Annotated in this window: 14 protein-coding genes and 1 pseudogene; 6 read left to right on the top strand and 9 right to left on the bottom strand. The window is 53.7% G+C overall.

From position 1 onward, the window contains the following. Window positions 1-175: 175 nt before the first annotated feature. A complete protein-coding gene (locus BQ5383_RS03760) occupies window positions 176-661 on the top strand; it encodes a DUF4830 domain-containing protein (RefSeq protein WP_071429396.1) in 486 nt (161 codons plus the stop codon). Between the two features lie 27 nt (window positions 662-688). Here the strand turns inward: BQ5383_RS03760 and BQ5383_RS03765 are convergent, their stop codons facing one another. Beyond that, a complete protein-coding gene (locus tag BQ5383_RS03765) occupies window positions 689-1,171 on the bottom strand; it encodes an SLOG family protein (protein WP_071429397.1) in 483 nt (160 codons plus the stop codon). 116 nt (window positions 1,172-1,287) lie between these two features. On the opposite strand from BQ5383_RS03765, the gene BQ5383_RS03770 reads away from it, so the two are divergent. From BQ5383_RS03770 to BQ5383_RS03780, 3 genes are read left to right on the top strand one after another with little or no spacing between them, the layout of a single operon-like run. Beyond that, window positions 1,288-1,509: a helix-turn-helix domain-containing protein gene (locus BQ5383_RS03770; protein ID WP_071429398.1), complete on the top strand. Its 222-nt coding sequence runs from the start codon at window positions 1,288-1,290 to the stop codon at window positions 1,507-1,509. Beyond that, the gene (locus BQ5383_RS03775; protein ID WP_071429399.1) at window positions 1,506-1,730 is read left to right on the top strand and encodes a helix-turn-helix domain-containing protein; all 225 of its coding nucleotides are present in this window, start codon (window positions 1,506-1,508) and stop codon (window positions 1,728-1,730) included. The genes BQ5383_RS03770 and BQ5383_RS03775 overlap by 4 nt, the downstream gene beginning before the upstream one ends. Before the next feature lie 18 nt (window positions 1,731-1,748). Beyond that, the gene (locus BQ5383_RS03780) at window positions 1,749-1,970 is read left to right on the top strand and encodes a helix-turn-helix domain-containing protein (protein WP_071429400.1); all 222 of its coding nucleotides are present in this window, start codon (window positions 1,749-1,751) and stop codon (window positions 1,968-1,970) included. A 237-nt stretch (window positions 1,971-2,207) separates the two neighbouring features. On the opposite strand, the gene fusA is transcribed toward BQ5383_RS03780, so the two are convergent. From fusA to BQ5383_RS20590, 5 genes are all read right to left on the bottom strand, one after another. Then, on the bottom strand, window positions 2,208-4,286 hold the full coding sequence (fusA, locus tag BQ5383_RS03785) for an elongation factor G (RefSeq protein ID WP_071429401.1): 2,079 nt from the start codon (window positions 4,284-4,286) through the stop codon (window positions 2,208-2,210). Between the two features lie 786 nt (window positions 4,287-5,072). Beyond that, a complete protein-coding gene (locus BQ5383_RS03790; RefSeq protein WP_071429402.1) occupies window positions 5,073-8,627 on the bottom strand; it encodes a cation-translocating P-type ATPase in 3,555 nt (1,184 codons plus the stop codon). 41 nt (window positions 8,628-8,668) lie between these two features. Then, window positions 8,669-9,424 carry a 23S rRNA (guanosine(2251)-2'-O)-methyltransferase RlmB gene (gene rlmB, locus BQ5383_RS03795; RefSeq protein WP_071429403.1) on the bottom strand — a complete coding sequence of 252 codons (756 nt, stop codon included), beginning with the start codon at window positions 9,422-9,424 and terminating at the stop codon, window positions 8,669-8,671. 353 nt (window positions 9,425-9,777) lie between these two features. Next, complete coding sequence (locus BQ5383_RS03800; RefSeq protein ID WP_071429404.1) at window positions 9,778-10,038, bottom strand: hypothetical protein; 261 nt, start codon at window positions 10,036-10,038, stop codon at window positions 9,778-9,780. A 159-nt stretch (window positions 10,039-10,197) separates the two neighbouring features. Further along, the gene (locus BQ5383_RS20590; RefSeq protein WP_139193334.1) at window positions 10,198-10,560 is read right to left on the bottom strand and encodes a hypothetical protein; all 363 of its coding nucleotides are present in this window, start codon (window positions 10,558-10,560) and stop codon (window positions 10,198-10,200) included. 205 nt (window positions 10,561-10,765) lie between these two features. Between BQ5383_RS20590 and BQ5383_RS03810 the strand changes: the two genes are divergently transcribed. Continuing rightward, window positions 10,766-11,623: a DNA-3-methyladenine glycosylase family protein gene (locus BQ5383_RS03810; protein WP_071429406.1), complete on the top strand. Its 858-nt coding sequence runs from the start codon at window positions 10,766-10,768 to the stop codon at window positions 11,621-11,623. Between the two features lie 144 nt (window positions 11,624-11,767). Further along, a complete protein-coding gene (gene fba / locus BQ5383_RS03815) occupies window positions 11,768-12,703 on the top strand; it encodes a class II fructose-1,6-bisphosphate aldolase (RefSeq protein WP_071429407.1) in 936 nt (311 codons plus the stop codon). Window positions 12,704-13,150: 447 nt separating this feature from the next. Here fba and BQ5383_RS03820 read toward each other — a convergent pair whose 3' ends face one another. The 3 genes and pseudogenes from BQ5383_RS03820 to BQ5383_RS03830 form a co-directional block, all read right to left on the bottom strand. Continuing rightward, entirely contained in the window at window positions 13,151-13,585 is a 435-nt protein-coding gene (locus BQ5383_RS03820; protein ID WP_071429408.1) for an NUDIX hydrolase, read from the bottom strand. A gap of 139 nt (window positions 13,586-13,724) precedes the next feature. Beyond that, a pseudogene (locus tag BQ5383_RS03825) lies at window positions 13,725-13,910 on the bottom strand (TnpV protein); the annotation flags it as partial. A gap of 85 nt (window positions 13,911-13,995) precedes the next feature. Next, window positions 13,996-14,706: a membrane lipoprotein lipid attachment site-containing protein gene (locus tag BQ5383_RS03830; protein WP_071429409.1), complete on the bottom strand. Its 711-nt coding sequence runs from the start codon at window positions 14,704-14,706 to the stop codon at window positions 13,996-13,998. Window positions 14,707-14,921 lie beyond the last annotated feature (215 nt).

Raw genomic sequence — 14,921 nt, forward strand, 5'->3', positions numbered from 1 at the left:
TACCGCAGAACATCATACCACATTTTCCCCTTTGCTGTCACGGCCCGGCTCATATTCTTCTTTTCCTACAGCATAAAAATAGAAGGAAAGATTCTTTTTACCCATGTGTCTCTTTCCCCTTCATTTTTTGCCCCGCTCCATTTTAAACTCATCCCTCGTCAAAGGAGGCGTTTTGATGTTTATCCTTTCCTTCCGGCTGCGCCGGGGCGTAGCTGCCGCAGTTTTCGCCGTTTGCCTGACCTTTCTGGGATTTTTCTTCCTGGCTGGGGATGGAGAGGCCATCCCTGTTTTTGGAGTGCCCAAACCGCCCAAGTGTAAAACCAATGAAGACCGAGTGGCCTATCTCACCTCTCTGGGATGGGAGGTAGCGCCGGAGCCTGTCTCCCAAACAGAGGTGCTCATTCCAAAGGAATTTGATGAAATCTATGTGAAATATTCCCAGATGCTCCAGAGCCGAGGCTTCCGTCTGGAACGGTACAAAGGCAAAACCGCTGATAAATATGTCTACCAGGTGCTCAATTATGAGGGAGAGAAAGGACCGGAGGAGGCGCTGGCCAGTCTGCTGATGCGGGGGGACACCATCATCGGCGCCGACCTGAGCAGCCCCCGTCTGGGAGGATTCCTCCAGGTGCTGGCGGAACGGGAGCCGGCGGAAAAATAGGGAAGATCAAGCTGTAACAGGGGCCTCTCACCGGATACAGGATTTATTCAGCCGTATGATCTCCAAGCCCTGTTTTTGGGCATAATTCAACGTGTAAGCGCTGCCCCCTGTGGAGCGGATACAGTATGCCACACAGATGGAGCTGCGGTCCACCAAAGATCGGTTACGGAGAAGCATACAGTCCTGGCTGTAATGTTGGGATACATACACCACTTGATCCGCTTTTTGGAGAATGGCTTGATAGCGATCCACATCCGCCCTGGACCAGTTTTTGGTCTGTTCCCTGCAGGGCAGCACTAAAATCAAGGAAATTTGCGGTGCTCGTTCTCTGAAACGCAGCACAGCCTCAGCAGCAATCGTATCAAATCCCAGAGCTCCACCTGTGCAAAAATAGCAGACTCCCCTTCCGATCAAGTACTCCAGTGTTTGTTCCAATTCCGTCAAAAGCCCTGGTAAAGTTCCCTTTGGGATGATTCGATGACCAGTAAAGCAGCAGGTTTTTTCTTTCATAAAATCAAGCCTCCTTATTTATAGACTTTAACATCATATAATCGAAAAGTCTACATCCTCAATCAAGAAGGACTCTATTATCTAACCATTACATTAGATATTGGAGGCATTTGTTTATGATAAAGCTTAATATTCTGGCTCTTTTGGAGAAAAAGGGGAAAACAAAGTATTGGCTGTATAAGCAGTTAGGAATGAGCTATCAAAATTTCAGTCGCATGGTCAACAACCAGACGTCCTCCATTAAGTTGGAGCGGGTGGAGACACTTTGTCAACTGTTGGATTGTACACCCAACGATCTTTTCATTATTAATTGGGAAGATGAAAGAGCAAGCAGATGAATTTCCTTTACGAAAAATTATTGGGACAACAGATACGAAACATTCGGATGAGCAAAAAGTTATCTCAGGAACAATTATCCGCTCAACTGCAGGTGCGGGGCTGCGACATCACCAGAAGCGCCCTGGCCAAAATAGAGGTGGGACAGCGGCACATTTACCCTGATGAGTTAAAAGCCCTCAAGGAGATTTTTGGCATCTCCTATGATGAGCTTTTTGTTTGAGGCACAGGGGGGATTTTCATGATAAAGCTGAATATTCTGCCGCTGCTGGAGAAAAAAGGAAAAACAAAATATTGGCTGTATAAACAGCTGGGAATGAGCTGGCAAAATTTCAGCCGCATGGTCAACAACCAGACGTCCTCCATCAAGTTGGAACGGATCGAGACCCTCTGCCAGCTGCTGGAATGCACACCCAACAATCTTTTCCTGATTGACTGGGACCATGAGAGGCCAAAAACCTGAAGCCCCTGCAGCCGGATGCCTTTTTCCTGGAAGCATCCGGCTGCGGGCGGTTCAGGCTGCCTTTCTCAAACAAAGAATCCAGGTCAGCTAAAATCAGAAACCGTTTACACCAGTTGGGACAAACCACGAAACTACCATTGCCCCCGTCATTCCCAAACCTAAAAACGCAACGCAAAACGGCGGCACGAACCATTTTTGGTCCGTGCCGCCGCACTGTTTTTCTGGGAAAGATGCTAATTATTCATCACTGCGGAGCGCCTTGGCTTCCTCAATGACAGAGGCTTCCAGCATCTGAGGCAGCTGCTCATACCGCTCAAAGGTGAGGGTGAAGGAACCGCGGCCCTGGCTGATGGAGCGAAGCGTGGTGGCGAAATCGCCCATCTCGCTCATGGGAACCTCCGCAACGATCTCCTGGAGCTTGTCGTCGGTGGGATTCATGCCCAGCACACGGCCCCGGCGTTTGTTCAGCTCACCGATGATATCACCGGTGTTGGCGTCAGGAACATAGACCTTCAAAGTGCCGATGGGCTCCAGAATGACCGGACCGGCTTGAGGCAGGCCCGCCTTATAAGCCAGAGAGGCAGCGGTCTTGAAGGCCATTTCGGAGGAATCCACCGGATGGTAGGAGCCATCCACCAGAGTGGCTTTCAGGCCCACCACGGGATATCCTGCCAGAACGCCCTGCTTGACGCAATCCTGCAGACCCTTTTCCACTGCGGGGAAGAAGTTCTTGGGCACCGCGCCGCCGAATACGTTCTCTTCAAAAACCAGACCCTCGCTGTCGCAGGGCTCAAACTCGATCCACACATCACCGAACTGGCCGTGTCCGCCGGACTGCTTCTTGTGACGGCCCTGGACCTTCACCTTCTTGCGGATGGTCTCACGGTAAGCCACACGGGCTTTCTCCAGACCCACATCCACGCCGAACTTGTTTTTCAGCTTGGAGACGATGACATCCAGGTGCTGCTCGCCCAAACCGGAAATCAGCTGCTGCTTGGTCTCCACATTGTTCTCATAGGAGATAGCGGGATCTTCTTCCATCAGACGGGCAAGAGCCGCCGCGATCTTGCCTTCATCGCCCTTGTTCTTGACGGTGATGGCCATGGTCAGGCAGGGCTTGGGGAACTCGGCGGGCTTGAAGGAAACCACCCGCTTGGGATCGCAGAGGGTATCGCCGGTGATGGCGGAGGAAAGCTTGGTAACAGCGCCGATATCGCCGGCAAAGATGGCGTCGGCATCCTCCTGCTTCTTACCCTTGACGCAGATGAGCTTGCCCAGACGCTCCGGCTCACCGGTGCGGGCGTTGACAGGGGTGGAGGCGGCGGTCAGACGGCCGGCCACTACCTTGATAAAGGACAGCTTGCCCACAAAGGGATCAGCCACGGTCTTGAAGACCAGACCGGCAAAGGGCTGATTCTCGTCGCAGTCGATCATGACTTCCTTGCCATCGGGCGCAACAGCCATCTCACCGGCATTGTCGGCGGCGGAAGGCAGAATGGAGATCATGGCGTTGAGGAGGGGATGAATGGCCTCGGTAGTCAGGGCGGAGCCGCAGAACACAGGAGCGATGGTGCCGCTCTTGACGCCGCTGAGCAAGCCGCTGCTGATTTCCTCCTGGGTAAAGGGCTCGCCGGAGAAGAACTTATCCATCAGCTCCTCGCTGGTCTCAGCGATGGCCTCATAGAGGTTGTTCTTCATCTCCTCAATGTAATCGGCAGCGGCGGCAGGCAGCTCCCGCTCTTTCCGCTGGCCGGAAGCATCATAAGCAAAGACGGTGTTTTCCACCAGGTTGACATAGCAGACCACCTTATGGTTCTCCACATAGGGCACTACCATGGGGCAGATGTGGTTGCCGAAGACTTCCTTCATCTGAGCCAGCACCTTGGTGAAATCGGCGTTCTCCCGGTCCATCTTATTGACGTAGAACAGCTTGGATTTCCCCATCTTGGTGGCAGCCTTGTAGGCTTTCTCGGTACCAACGTTGACGCCGGATTTACCGGAAACCACGATCAGGACGCTTTCGGCGGCGCGAATGCCTTCCACCATGCCCACCTCGAAGTCAAAGAGGCCGGGGCAGTCGATCAGGTTGATTTTTGTTTCCTTCCACTCCATGGGAGCCACGGCGGAGGATACGCTCACCTTCCGCTTGATCTCCTCGGGATCGAAGTCACACACTGTATTTCCATCCACCACACGACCCAGGCGGTCAGAGGTCTTGGCCCGGTAGAGCATGGCCTCCGCCAGGGAAGTCTTTCCTGCGCCGCTGTGTCCTGTGATGGCCACATTTCTGATCTTATCCGCTGAGAATTGTTTCATAACTGGCTTTCCCCTTTCTGTTCACCTGCCGTCAGGTGTGATGGAAGTCCGTCCGGACAGCGCTGCTCTCCGGCGGCACTGTTTCAAAAAGCCCTGAGGCTCCATTGAAATCAGATTTTGGTGCGATACTTTTACCGCGCCATGGTAATCATTATACCGGCAACTTGGATTTTTTGCAATAGATTTTTACGCAAAAGTACCAATTCAGTTCCGGGGTATGTGGGTAAAAATTATATTTTTTGTCCAGTTTTTGACCTGAATATGAAAAATTTCCCCTTGTTATAATCCTAACGATTGTATGGTTATACAAAAGCCAGATTCAAACTTTGTGCGTCGTGGCTATTGCTATTTTGGACCCGTCAATAAAGGCTGGGACCATTTGGTTATTCCGCTAAGTTTTTGTCCCACGCCTGATAAAAGGGGATTTTTTCCATGATAGAAAGCGCTGTTTCCCGCATATCACAAAAGAGCCGAAAAATTTTCATTTTGCCCCAAAACCTGCTTCGAGGCTCTCCGGCAGGCAAAAAGAGGCACTTTTTCTGGGCCTGTGGCTTTGAAGACAGCTGATGTGATTTCTTTTGGCCCAAATATAACGGGGCTGGGCCCACCCGGACGCAATACCAGAGAGCATCGCCGCTGGTTTTGTCAGAAATCTCCAGCGTACCCAGGGGAACCCAGTCCCCCTGGAAGCGTGTCGAACTTCTTCGACACGCTCAAAGGCCCGCGCTTTTATAAAAAGCGCGGGCCTTTGTTCAAATAGTATTTCTTATCGGAAACCAGTTTTTCTTACAAACCGCGAATCAACGGCACCGTCAGCTGTACCAGCAGCCAGAAGAGCTGATATACAGCAATGGTAATCCAGGTCAAGGCACTCATCCCCTGGGTAAAGGCAAAGAAGGTGACGATGGCGAAACCAATGACCACCGACAGCAGCAGGAACGCCGTTTCCAGAGTGATGCTTCCAGCGCAGGACCGGGCGGCCAGCAGGGCCCGGACATAGGAAGCCGGACTGCCGTTATGGAGAAGGCCAGCCCGCACCCGCCCCCTGGGGGCCAGATACTTGGCTGTGGCTCCGTGAAGAGCCGCCGGCTGGATGGCCACCAGTTCCTTGGGGAAGTCGTAGATCCGGGAGATTTCCTCCGCCGTGACATTGGGATCGGTGGAATAAATACACACCGCCATATCCCGGTCGCACAGCAGCTCCAGCGCCCGGCGCATCTGCTTATCCGCCTTGTAGGACAGGATATACATGGCTGCCGCCTGGCCCGAATTGGACAGATACAGCACCCGGTTGCCGTTCTGGGTATACCGCTCCTCCCATTCCTCGGAGGGCAGCTCCACCCCATAGGCATCCATCAGCTGCCGGTTGCCGATGAGGACCCGCCGTCCGCCCACCCAGGCGGACAGACCCATCTCATCCTGATATTCCAGGCTTTCCACCTTCTGCAGGATGTGGCCGTCCGGGACCATTTCCCGGAACAGGGGGGTGAGGGGAGAATCACAGCTTCCCAGGACGCTGACGGCATCCAAAATCACCTGATCAATGGGACGGCGGTCCAGGGTCTTGATGCCCTGGATGGTAACACAGCCCTTGGGAAACAGCTCAGAGCATTTCAGATACAGGGTATTGACCCCGCTGAACCGTCCCACCGCCTCATAACCGCAGAGGGTTGCTCCCCACCGTGCCAGTCTGCCGTTGACCAGGGAAAGGGGCAGATTGGAGGCGATCACCCCAGCCACCGGAGAGGTGATGCAAAGGGCTCCGGTATAGACACAGGCGGCGGTAAAGATATCCTTGCTGAACAGGTAAGAAATCAGTGCCATCACCAGGGCAGCCACAGCGGTCATAGGGGCGATGATCTTGGAAATATCCTCCGCCTTGCTCTCGCTGAAGGCCTGGTCCAGAAAGTTGCTGACACTGGAGGCCTGGCTGAAATAGGCCACCCGGGGTTCATCCTCAGCGACATTTCCTGCCAGACGGCGGCTCAGCTCCCGGCTCTCCACCACGCCGGCCACCTGCTTGTCACCCTTGCTGACAGCAAAGGAGAAGCTGTGGGCCATCCGGGAAAGCATGATCAGCTTGCCCAGGGTATTGAACAGCAGCATCAGCACCGCCATGGGAAGATAGATATTGCTGGAATATTCCTCATACAGCGCCGGGGTCATCGCCACATAGGCGCCCTGAATCAAACAGGCGAAAACCGCCAGAGAACTGTAGCAGTCATTGTTTGGACGCAGCCGCAGCAGCGAAAGCATTCCGCCTCCCACAGTGTTTCCGCTGACTACAGTGGAAATCATCACCAGTATCACACCGGACCAGAGATAAGCACTCAGGTTCTCTCCCGGATCCAGAAAACCAGGCAGCGGGAAGGCATACTCCGGCGCCAGCGTCAGGTATACCACCATCGCCAGTGTAATCAGGTTCACTCCCAGGCGGATAAAGAGGCTGGTGCGCATCCGGTCCAGCTGCTGGGCCACCTGGGCGTTGTTTTCCTGACGTTTTTTCACCGGACGGGCGGCAGCTGTTTCCTCCTCTTCTTCCTGAGCTTCCGCCGTGGCCTGGAAGATCTCTTCCGCCTGCTGCGCTCGTTTGGACTGGGGCGGACGCTTTGGCTGACGGGCAGGCCGCTGAGGTTCATCCCGTTCCTCCTGGGCGGTGCTGGCCAGAATCTTGGCGTCCAGCTCATCCTCCGGCTCTGCGCCCCCTTCTCCGCTGGTAACGATCCGGGCTGCGGCAGCCATTCTGGAAGGTCTTCTTCCCGGCTGATATAAGCTGCGCCGTCCTCCTTCATTGGCCTGCTGTGAACGGCGTGGACCTTTTGCCTGCTCCTGACGCGGCTCTTCCCCGCCTTCCTGCCGGACACCCGGCCTGGCCTGGCGGTTCTGCTGGGACTGCTGACGCGGACGGGACTGCTGCTGTGAACGGACCCGCTGCGGCTGCTCCTCTTCCGCCATTTTTGGGGCCATCTTCTTCAGATCCGGTATGGGGCCGGTTTTCTCCCGGGCCCGCTGCTCCCAATCCGCTACAAATGTCTGGGCAGGAGTAGGCTTTTCCGGTTCCTCCGGGGTCAGGGGCTCTTCCAGGAAATCCAAATCCGCTTTTTCCCGGCCTCCGAAGCGATCCAGCAAAGCATCCATCTCTTCAGGTGTGGTAGGGGTAAAAGCCTGTTCTCCCAACCGTGGGCGAGTGGGAGCGGAACGAGGCGGACGGCGGCGAAACGCAGTGCTTCCCTCTTCCTGTTCCTCCCCCTGCTCAGACCCTTTCCGGGAATCCGTTTTCCCTTTCATGGCGCCTGTATGTTCCCCTGTTGGGGACAGTTTCTTTTTCAGGTGCCAAAATCTATCCTCATTCTCTTCATCATCCTCCGGCTCTTCCCGCGCCGCTTTCCGGGCTGGAGGAGCGCTTCGGGTGGACTTTTTCTTGGGGCTCCAGGAATCTTTCTCGTCCTCTTCATCCTCTTCCGGCTCTTCCCGTACTGCCTTCCGGGCTGGGGGAGCGCTTCGGGTGGACTTTTTCTTGGGGCTCCAGAAGTCCTCCTCGTCCTCTTCGTCTTCCTCCGGCTCTTCCCGCACCGCTTTCCGGGTTGGGGGAGCGTTTCTGAAAGACTTTCTCTTGGGGCTCCAGAAATCCTCCTCGTCCTCTTCGTCTTCCTCCGGCTCTTCCCGCACCGCTTTCCGGGCTGAGGGAGCGTTTCTGAAAGACTTTCTCTTGGGGCTCCAGAAATCCTCCTCGTCCTCTTCGTCTTCCTCCGGCTCTTCCCGCACCGCTTTCCGGGCTGAGGGAGCGCTTCGGGCTGACTTTTTCTTGGGGCTCCAGAAGTCCTCCTCGTCCTCTTCATCTTCCTCCGGCTCTTCCCGCACCGCTTTCCGGGCTGAGGGAGCGCTTCGGGCTGACTTTTTCTTGGGGCTCCAGAAGTCCTCCTCGTCCTCTTCGTCTTCCTCCGGCTCCTCCCGCACCGCTTTCCGGGTTGGGGGAGCGCTTCGGGCTGACTTTTTCTTGGGGCTCCAGAAGTCCTCCTCGTCTTCTTCGTCTTCCTCCGGCTCTTCCTGCGCCGCCTTCCGGGCTGGGGGAGCGTTTCGAAAAGACTTTCTCTTGGGACGCCAGAAGTCCTCCTCGTCCTCTTCATCCTCCTCCATGGGCTTTTTTCCAAAAGTTCCATTGGCACGGCCGGAGGAAGAAGAACCGGTCCATACCTTCACATCCTCCTCGTCCTGCTCAATGTCCTGAGAAGAACGCTCCCGTTCCTCCGCTCCCTGGGAACGGCGGACGGAGGATTCTTTTTTGCCGCGGCTACTGCCAAACTCACTGAGAATATCGTCAACACTGTATCTGTCAGCCACTGATGAAAAAACCTCCTGTCTACCTCTGTCCTCCGGGCGGGTCACCGGTTTCTGGCGGCCAATCCCATCCTCTGCCGTGCCACTTCATACAGGATAATGCCTCCTGCCACCGACGCATTGAGGGAATTGACCTTCCCACGCATGGGCATGGACACCACAAAATCACACTTTTCCCGCACCAGGCGGCTGACGCCCCGGCCTTCCGACCCAATGATCAGTCCAACACCGCCGCTGTAATCCATAGAGCACCAGTCCTGGCCATCCATATCGGCGCAATAGAACCAAACGCCCCGCTCTTTGAGCTGTTCCATCACCGCCGGAAGATTGGACACCCGCACCACCGGCAGCCAGGCCACTGCTCCCGCCGCGGATTTGGCCACCGTGGCGGTCAATCCGGCGCTGTGGCGCTTGGGAATGATGATCCCATGAGCTCCAGCCGCCTCGGCGGTACGGATAATGGCTCCCAGGTTGTGAGGATCCTCTATATCGTCCGCCAGCACCACGAACAGGGGTTCATCCCCTGCCCGGGCGTAGATATCCTCCAGTGTGGCATAATCCGCCGCCGCCAGTACCGCCGCCACTCCCTGGTGGCTGCTGATGCCGGACATCGCCTGCAATTTTTCCGCTGTGGCATCTTTGACAGGAATCCCCCGCTGACGGGCCATGGCGGCGATCTTTGCCAACGGACCTTTTCGGTCCCCCTGCTGTATGTAGACGCTTTCCAGCTCCTGCTGAGAACGGAGGGCTTCCAAAACAGGATTGCGCCCCGCTATAATCGTATCTTTTTTCTGCTCCATCCTTTTACCCCACCGGCAGACCCGGCTTATCCTTCCCAGAGCCCTTTCAAACCAAATCCCTCTTTTTCTCACCCAGAACAATCTACTCCCTTTGGGCGCTTTTTCACCCGGAGCTGCCTGTATCAGAAAAGAACACAGATCGCCTGCTTTTCAGGGGGCTCTTTCTTTTCACTTTTCAAGGCTTTTGCGGCCCTTATTCGGGCCGCTTCGCTGCTTTTCGATATATTTAGTATAGTATATCACATTTTCCACCGGATGCAAAGAAGAAAAGGCCGGTCTTCAGGGGATATTCCAATCATTACCATTTGCTCCCCAGACAGCTTTCCAACCCGTTTTCCGGCCTTTCTCCGCCGTCAGCGGAGAAACATCCCTGCCGCTACAGCTCCCAGCGCCATTGCTGTGGCAAAGCGCAGTGCTGACAGCGCCAGTTTGGGCAGCGCCACAGACCGGCGGGGGGTATAGCGAATCCCTTTGAGGTATTCCATTGCCCTCTGCCGGATGGTCCCCTCATCCCGTTCTTGTTTCTCCGCCTTGATAAACAGGATCGCTTTTTCAAAATAATCGTTCTCAGTCTCCACTACTTCCACCACTTTTTTATTGACACCTTTGAGCATGATGTAATCCCCTCTCTGTTTCCCCGTCCCCCGCGGACAAGATACCTCCGCTGTGCTCCGGAAATTATTCTGCCGTCTCTCCGGCTTGATTATTTTCTGTCCCGGATATGGATTTTATACCCCATTTTCCCATTTTCCCCATCCAGTTTGTGGAGCATTTCACTGCTTTTGACGATTATTCCACGATGGCAGCGGTGGATTATACCCGTTGTAATATGGTGTTTTCCACTCTTTCCACCCCCGTCTCCACAAATCCTGTTGAAAACCCTGTTGAAAGTGTGGAAAAATCAAGGGTTTGACCACTTTTTTCGCTGAATAAAATGGTGGAGAACTGGAAAAGGATCGTTGTTTTTTTCCCCGGATGTGATAACAGAGTGTTGAGATTCTGTCTCCAGGTAAAACATTTTTCCGCGCATCACGGACGCTTCTTTTTCTTTCCACCATCAGGTCTGACTTTTTTCCACAGTTTTGCCCCGGTATCCCTGCCTGCAGCTGCCGCAGCGCCATGAAAATTTCCCTCAAGAGGCTCCACAGTCCTCCTGTTTCTCACAAACTGTCACAATATTTTCCTCTTGGAGAGGCATTTCCATTTGCCGCGTTTTTTGCTATAATACCCCCATTCGCCCCATGATTTGACCCAAGGCCCAGCGGCGGAACAGCTTTTACGGGTCTTTTCTCATCGGTCAAAGGGGCTGACCACCGCCGCCTGGCAAAGGAGCGATCTGTAATGAAGCCTGTTTTTTCTCAAGAGGGGATACTGCTTCCCGGTTTTGCCCCCCAGCTGGATCTTCCCGGCACATTGGACTGCGGACAGGCCTTCCGCTGGCGGCAGATGGAACCGGACCGATGGGCCGGGCCGGTGGAAGGACGGGTATGGACCATCGCCCGTCAGGGGGAGGATATTCTCTTTCCCGGAGCGGACACAGAAGATTGGCCGCAGCTGCGCCGGTATTTTGATCTGGGCCGTTCCTACGGACGCCTGAAAACACTGTACCGTAAAGATCCGGTTCTCCGGGACGCCATGGCCTGGGCTCCGGGGATACGGGTGCTGCGTCAGGACCCCTGGGAAACCCTCTGTTCCTTCATCATCAGCGCCAACAACAACATCCCCCGGATCAAGGGGATTCTGGAGCGTTTATGCCGGCTGTACGGGGAACCGCTGGAGGAAGACTTTTTCACCTTTCCCACCCCGCAGCGTCTGGCAGTGCTGGAGGCGGAGGATCTGGCGCCCATCCGCTGCGGCTATCGGGCGGAATATTTGCTGGACGCGGCCCGGCAGGTTTCCAGCCGCCGGTTATCCCTGAAAAAGGTGGCCCGCCTGCCTACCGGAGAAGCCCGTCAGGCACTGATGGAGGTCAAAGGGGTGGGGCCCAAGGTGGCTGACTGTATTCTGCTGTACGGTTTTGGCAGGGTGGAATGTTTTCCCATGGATACATGGATGAAAAAAGTTTCCGCCGTTTTGTATCCCCAGGGGCTGCCGGAAGCGCTGCTGCCCACCGCCGGCATCGCACAGCAATTTTTGTTTCACTATGCCCGCCACCACGGAGAACTTTTTGAGGAAAAAGCTTCTTTGCAGGCGGTATGATGGAGAAATCCGGCTTTTAAGGGCAAAAACATGGAATTTCTTTGCATTGCATTGAAACAAAGCTGTCTTTTGAGTTATAATGAAAACGATGTGGGGCCCTTCAGGTCCCGCCCCCCTATACTTGAATAAAAAGGAGAATGCGTCATGCCATTGGTTTCCACGAAAGAAATGTTCCAGAAAGCCTATGAGGGCGGTTACGCCATCGGCGCTTTCAACGTCAACAACATGGAGATCGTTCAGGGCATCACCGAGGCTGCCAAAGAGGAAAACGCCCCTCTGATCCTTCAGGTTTCCGCAGGCGCCAGAAAGTATGCCAAGCATATCTACCTGGTCAAGCTGGTGGAAGCGGCCATTGCCGACACCAATCTGCCCATCGCTCTTCATCTGGACCACGGCGCGGATTTTGAAATTTGCAAATCCTGCATCGACGGCGGCTTTACCTCCGTAATGATCGACGGCTCCGCCCACAGCTTTGAGGACAACATCGCTCTGACCCGCAAGGTAGTGGAATACGCCCATGAGCGGGGCGTGGTGGTGGAAGGCGAGCTGGGCAAGCTGGCCGGCATTGAGGATGATGTCAATGTTTCCGCCGAGGACGCCAACTTCACCAATCCTGCCGAGGTAGAGGAATTTGTCACCCGCACCGGAGTGGATTCCCTGGCCATTGCCATCGGCACCAGCCATGGCGCTTACAAATTCAAGCCCGGCCAGAAGCCTCAGCTGCGCTTTGATATCCTGGAAGAGGTCTCCCGCCGTCTCCCCGGCTTCCCCATCGTGCTCCACGGCGCTTCCTCCGTCATCCAGGAGGATGTGGCCATTGTCAACCAGTACGGCGGCAAGATGCCCGACGCCATCGGCATCCCTGAAGAGATGCTGCGCAAGGCCGCTACCATGGCTGTCTGCAAGATCAACATCGATTCCGACCTGCGTCTGGCCATGACCGCCGCTATCCGCAAATATATGGCGGAGAATCCTTCTCACTTTGATCCCCGTCAGTATCTGACCCCCGCCCGGGATCACATCCGTGAGCTGGTTCGCCACAAGATCGTGGACGTGCTGGGCTGCGCCGGAAAAGCCTGATTTTCCTTTCCCTTCATTTCATACAAACGCAAAAACAGCGGCCGCCGGAAATAATTCCGGCGGCCATTGTGCTTTTATTTGATTTGAAAGAAGTCCGTCTGAAATAGACGGGTGTCCGTAAAACAGTTAATCCTCCGTATGGCTTAGACCATGCGGAGGATTTGTTTATGTCTAATCTTCAAACTTGCTGGCGGCAAACGGTTTGTCAAAACCGTTTGCGGACGGCAAGTCCACAAGGGATAGACGCACAAGCGTCGCAAGGGAGTGTAGCTCCCTTGACGGAACAAAGTGACGAAACATTCTCGGTCTGGCAGTTTTTTCTGCTGACGGAGAATGAAGCTCCGCAGGACGCACATACTCCCGATAGGAGAGTATAGAAGTGCGCCCTTTAGTTCCTAAAGGGATTTTATCAGTTCGCCAAACTGAAAGTTTCCGTTGCTTGTCTATTTATATAAAGCCTCTTTTTTTTGCTTCTTCAATCAATATAGGTTGAATTAAAGGATATGTCCAATTTTCAACTAACTTATCTGAAATCAATATCTTCTCAATCTCACTATGTAATTCCTCAAATGAGTTAATGTCTGCAATAAATAACATTCCGAAAGTTTCATCATCAATATTTTCATTTACTCGTGTCTTTCCTTTAACAGAATACACACATATTGGTTCAATTCTAAAATCAACTGCTCCTGTTTCTTCTTGTAATTCTCTTTTAGCTGTTTCTAAAATACTTTCTCCAGGTTCTCTGTGACCTCCTGGTATTTCATAAGTCTCTCTTTCTTTGTGTTTACAGAATACCCACTTGTTATCTGTTTTGGATATTATCACTGCAAACTTCAAAAATTCATCTGCGACATTGTCATAAAATTTTACTTCTACCATTCTATCAATACCTCGTCAAATTAGGATTTGTTGCTCACTTTTCGTATTCAAATTATACCATAAAACTTGTGAACAGTTCTACCGCAACTTTGGACTATATGAGAAAAGTCCGAACAGTTTTCTGCCCGGACTTCCTCGCTCAATCATAAATCAATTCCGCTTTCACAATCTCCTCTGCCTGTGCCTTGCAAGCGTTCATCTGCCGCACCCATTCCATTTGATTATCGGCTTTCAGTTGCTCGGTCACGCCGTACTGCTTTGCCAGCTTCGGCACGATCAGCTCCATGCGGTTTCGTGCCGCTTCGTCAATCTTAGCGCAATACTGTCTTACGTACACCCAGCTATGATTTGGGGCTTTTTACTTTAATGGAGCCCTTTGGACGATCCAGCGCTTTCCAGGGAAAGGAAGCTTAGTCATCCCAGCCCATCCGCTCCAAAGCGTCCTCCAGCGCATCCTCCTGACGGTCCAGCGCCTCCTCCTGGCGCACGATTTCCACCATCTTGGTCACAAAATCCTCCCGGGTGATGTTGCCGGCACGATAGTCCTGCTTGAGAGTATTTTCCTCCACTTCCAGGGCCCGGCCATCGGTTTCCACCTGCCGCAGCTGCTCCAGCAGCTGTTCCAGGGTACCCTCCGGCAGAGTGCGGTTCATTCTATAGTTCATGTCCACCACATCTTCCAGCAGATCTTCCTCTGCCTCCAGCACATTTTCCTGAAGCTCCAGCTCTTGCTTCTGGACAATAAAGGTATCTCTGTCCAGCTCGCCGATCCGGTATTTCGCTTCCAGATTGTCAATTTCTACATCAATAGCTTCCTGCTCTGCCTTGTTGCGGTAATAGTTTTCCTCATCAGTGGCGGCGTCCCCGGTGACAACATCCGACAGCGTGCTGCTGCGGCTGGAGGAAACTGCGCTTTCACTGGAAGAGGCGGTGCTTTGAGCAGAAGACGAAGCCATGCTTTGCGCAGCGGAAGAACTTTCAGAGGAAACCGCGCTTTGGGACTGAGCACTTTGAGCCAAAGAACTGGACTGGATGGACTGGGTCATCTTTTCTCCATTGGCCTGTGTGCAGCCGGAAAGAAGCAAAACTGCGAAAATCGCTGTAAAAATCATTTTTTTCATGTTAAAATCCTCCTGTAAGCTTTTGATCGTTCCAGGGGGGCTTCCCTGGTCTATGGCTTTATTCTATCCGTGAAAAATGAGAAGAACATTAAAGCAGCGGTGAAAATCAAATTTTTTTGAAAATGTCCCCGCATCCTTCCGCCGGCCAACCTGCCGCAGGCGTACAGCTGCGGGCCATGCCATAAGGAAGGAAATCATTCCTTTGGGACTGTATG

It is taken from the genome of Angelakisella massiliensis (assembly GCF_900104675.1).
Taxonomy (GTDB): domain Bacteria; phylum Bacillota; class Clostridia; order Oscillospirales; family Ruminococcaceae; genus Angelakisella; species Angelakisella massiliensis.

What these genes read in the sequence shown, in the direction of transcription:
- BQ5383_RS03760 (WP_071429396.1), top strand. Translation starts at nt 176, where the DNA reads ATGTTTATCCTTTCCTTCCGGCTGCGCCGGGGCGTAGCTGCCGCAGTT.
- BQ5383_RS03765 (WP_071429397.1), bottom strand. Translation starts at nt 1,171, where the DNA reads ATGAAAGAAAAAACCTGCTGCTTTACTGGTCATCGAATCATCCCAAAG.
- BQ5383_RS03770 (WP_071429398.1), top strand. Translation starts at nt 1,288, where the DNA reads ATGATAAAGCTTAATATTCTGGCTCTTTTGGAGAAAAAGGGGAAAACA.
- BQ5383_RS03775 (WP_071429399.1), top strand. Translation starts at nt 1,506, where the DNA reads ATGAATTTCCTTTACGAAAAATTATTGGGACAACAGATACGAAACATT.
- BQ5383_RS03780 (WP_071429400.1), top strand. Translation starts at nt 1,749, where the DNA reads ATGATAAAGCTGAATATTCTGCCGCTGCTGGAGAAAAAAGGAAAAACA.
- fusA (WP_071429401.1), bottom strand. Translation starts at nt 4,286, where the DNA reads ATGAAACAATTCTCAGCGGATAAGATCAGAAATGTGGCCATCACAGGA.
- rlmB (WP_071429403.1), bottom strand. Translation starts at nt 9,424, where the DNA reads ATGGAGCAGAAAAAAGATACGATTATAGCGGGGCGCAATCCTGTTTTG.
- BQ5383_RS03800 (WP_071429404.1), bottom strand. Translation starts at nt 10,038, where the DNA reads ATGCTCAAAGGTGTCAATAAAAAAGTGGTGGAAGTAGTGGAGACTGAG.
- BQ5383_RS03810 (WP_071429406.1), top strand. Translation starts at nt 10,766, where the DNA reads ATGAAGCCTGTTTTTTCTCAAGAGGGGATACTGCTTCCCGGTTTTGCC.
- fba (WP_071429407.1), top strand. Translation starts at nt 11,768, where the DNA reads ATGCCATTGGTTTCCACGAAAGAAATGTTCCAGAAAGCCTATGAGGGC.
- BQ5383_RS03820 (WP_071429408.1), bottom strand. Translation starts at nt 13,585, where the DNA reads ATGGTAGAAGTAAAATTTTATGACAATGTCGCAGATGAATTTTTGAAG.
- BQ5383_RS03830 (WP_071429409.1), bottom strand. Translation starts at nt 14,706, where the DNA reads ATGAAAAAAATGATTTTTACAGCGATTTTCGCAGTTTTGCTTCTTTCC.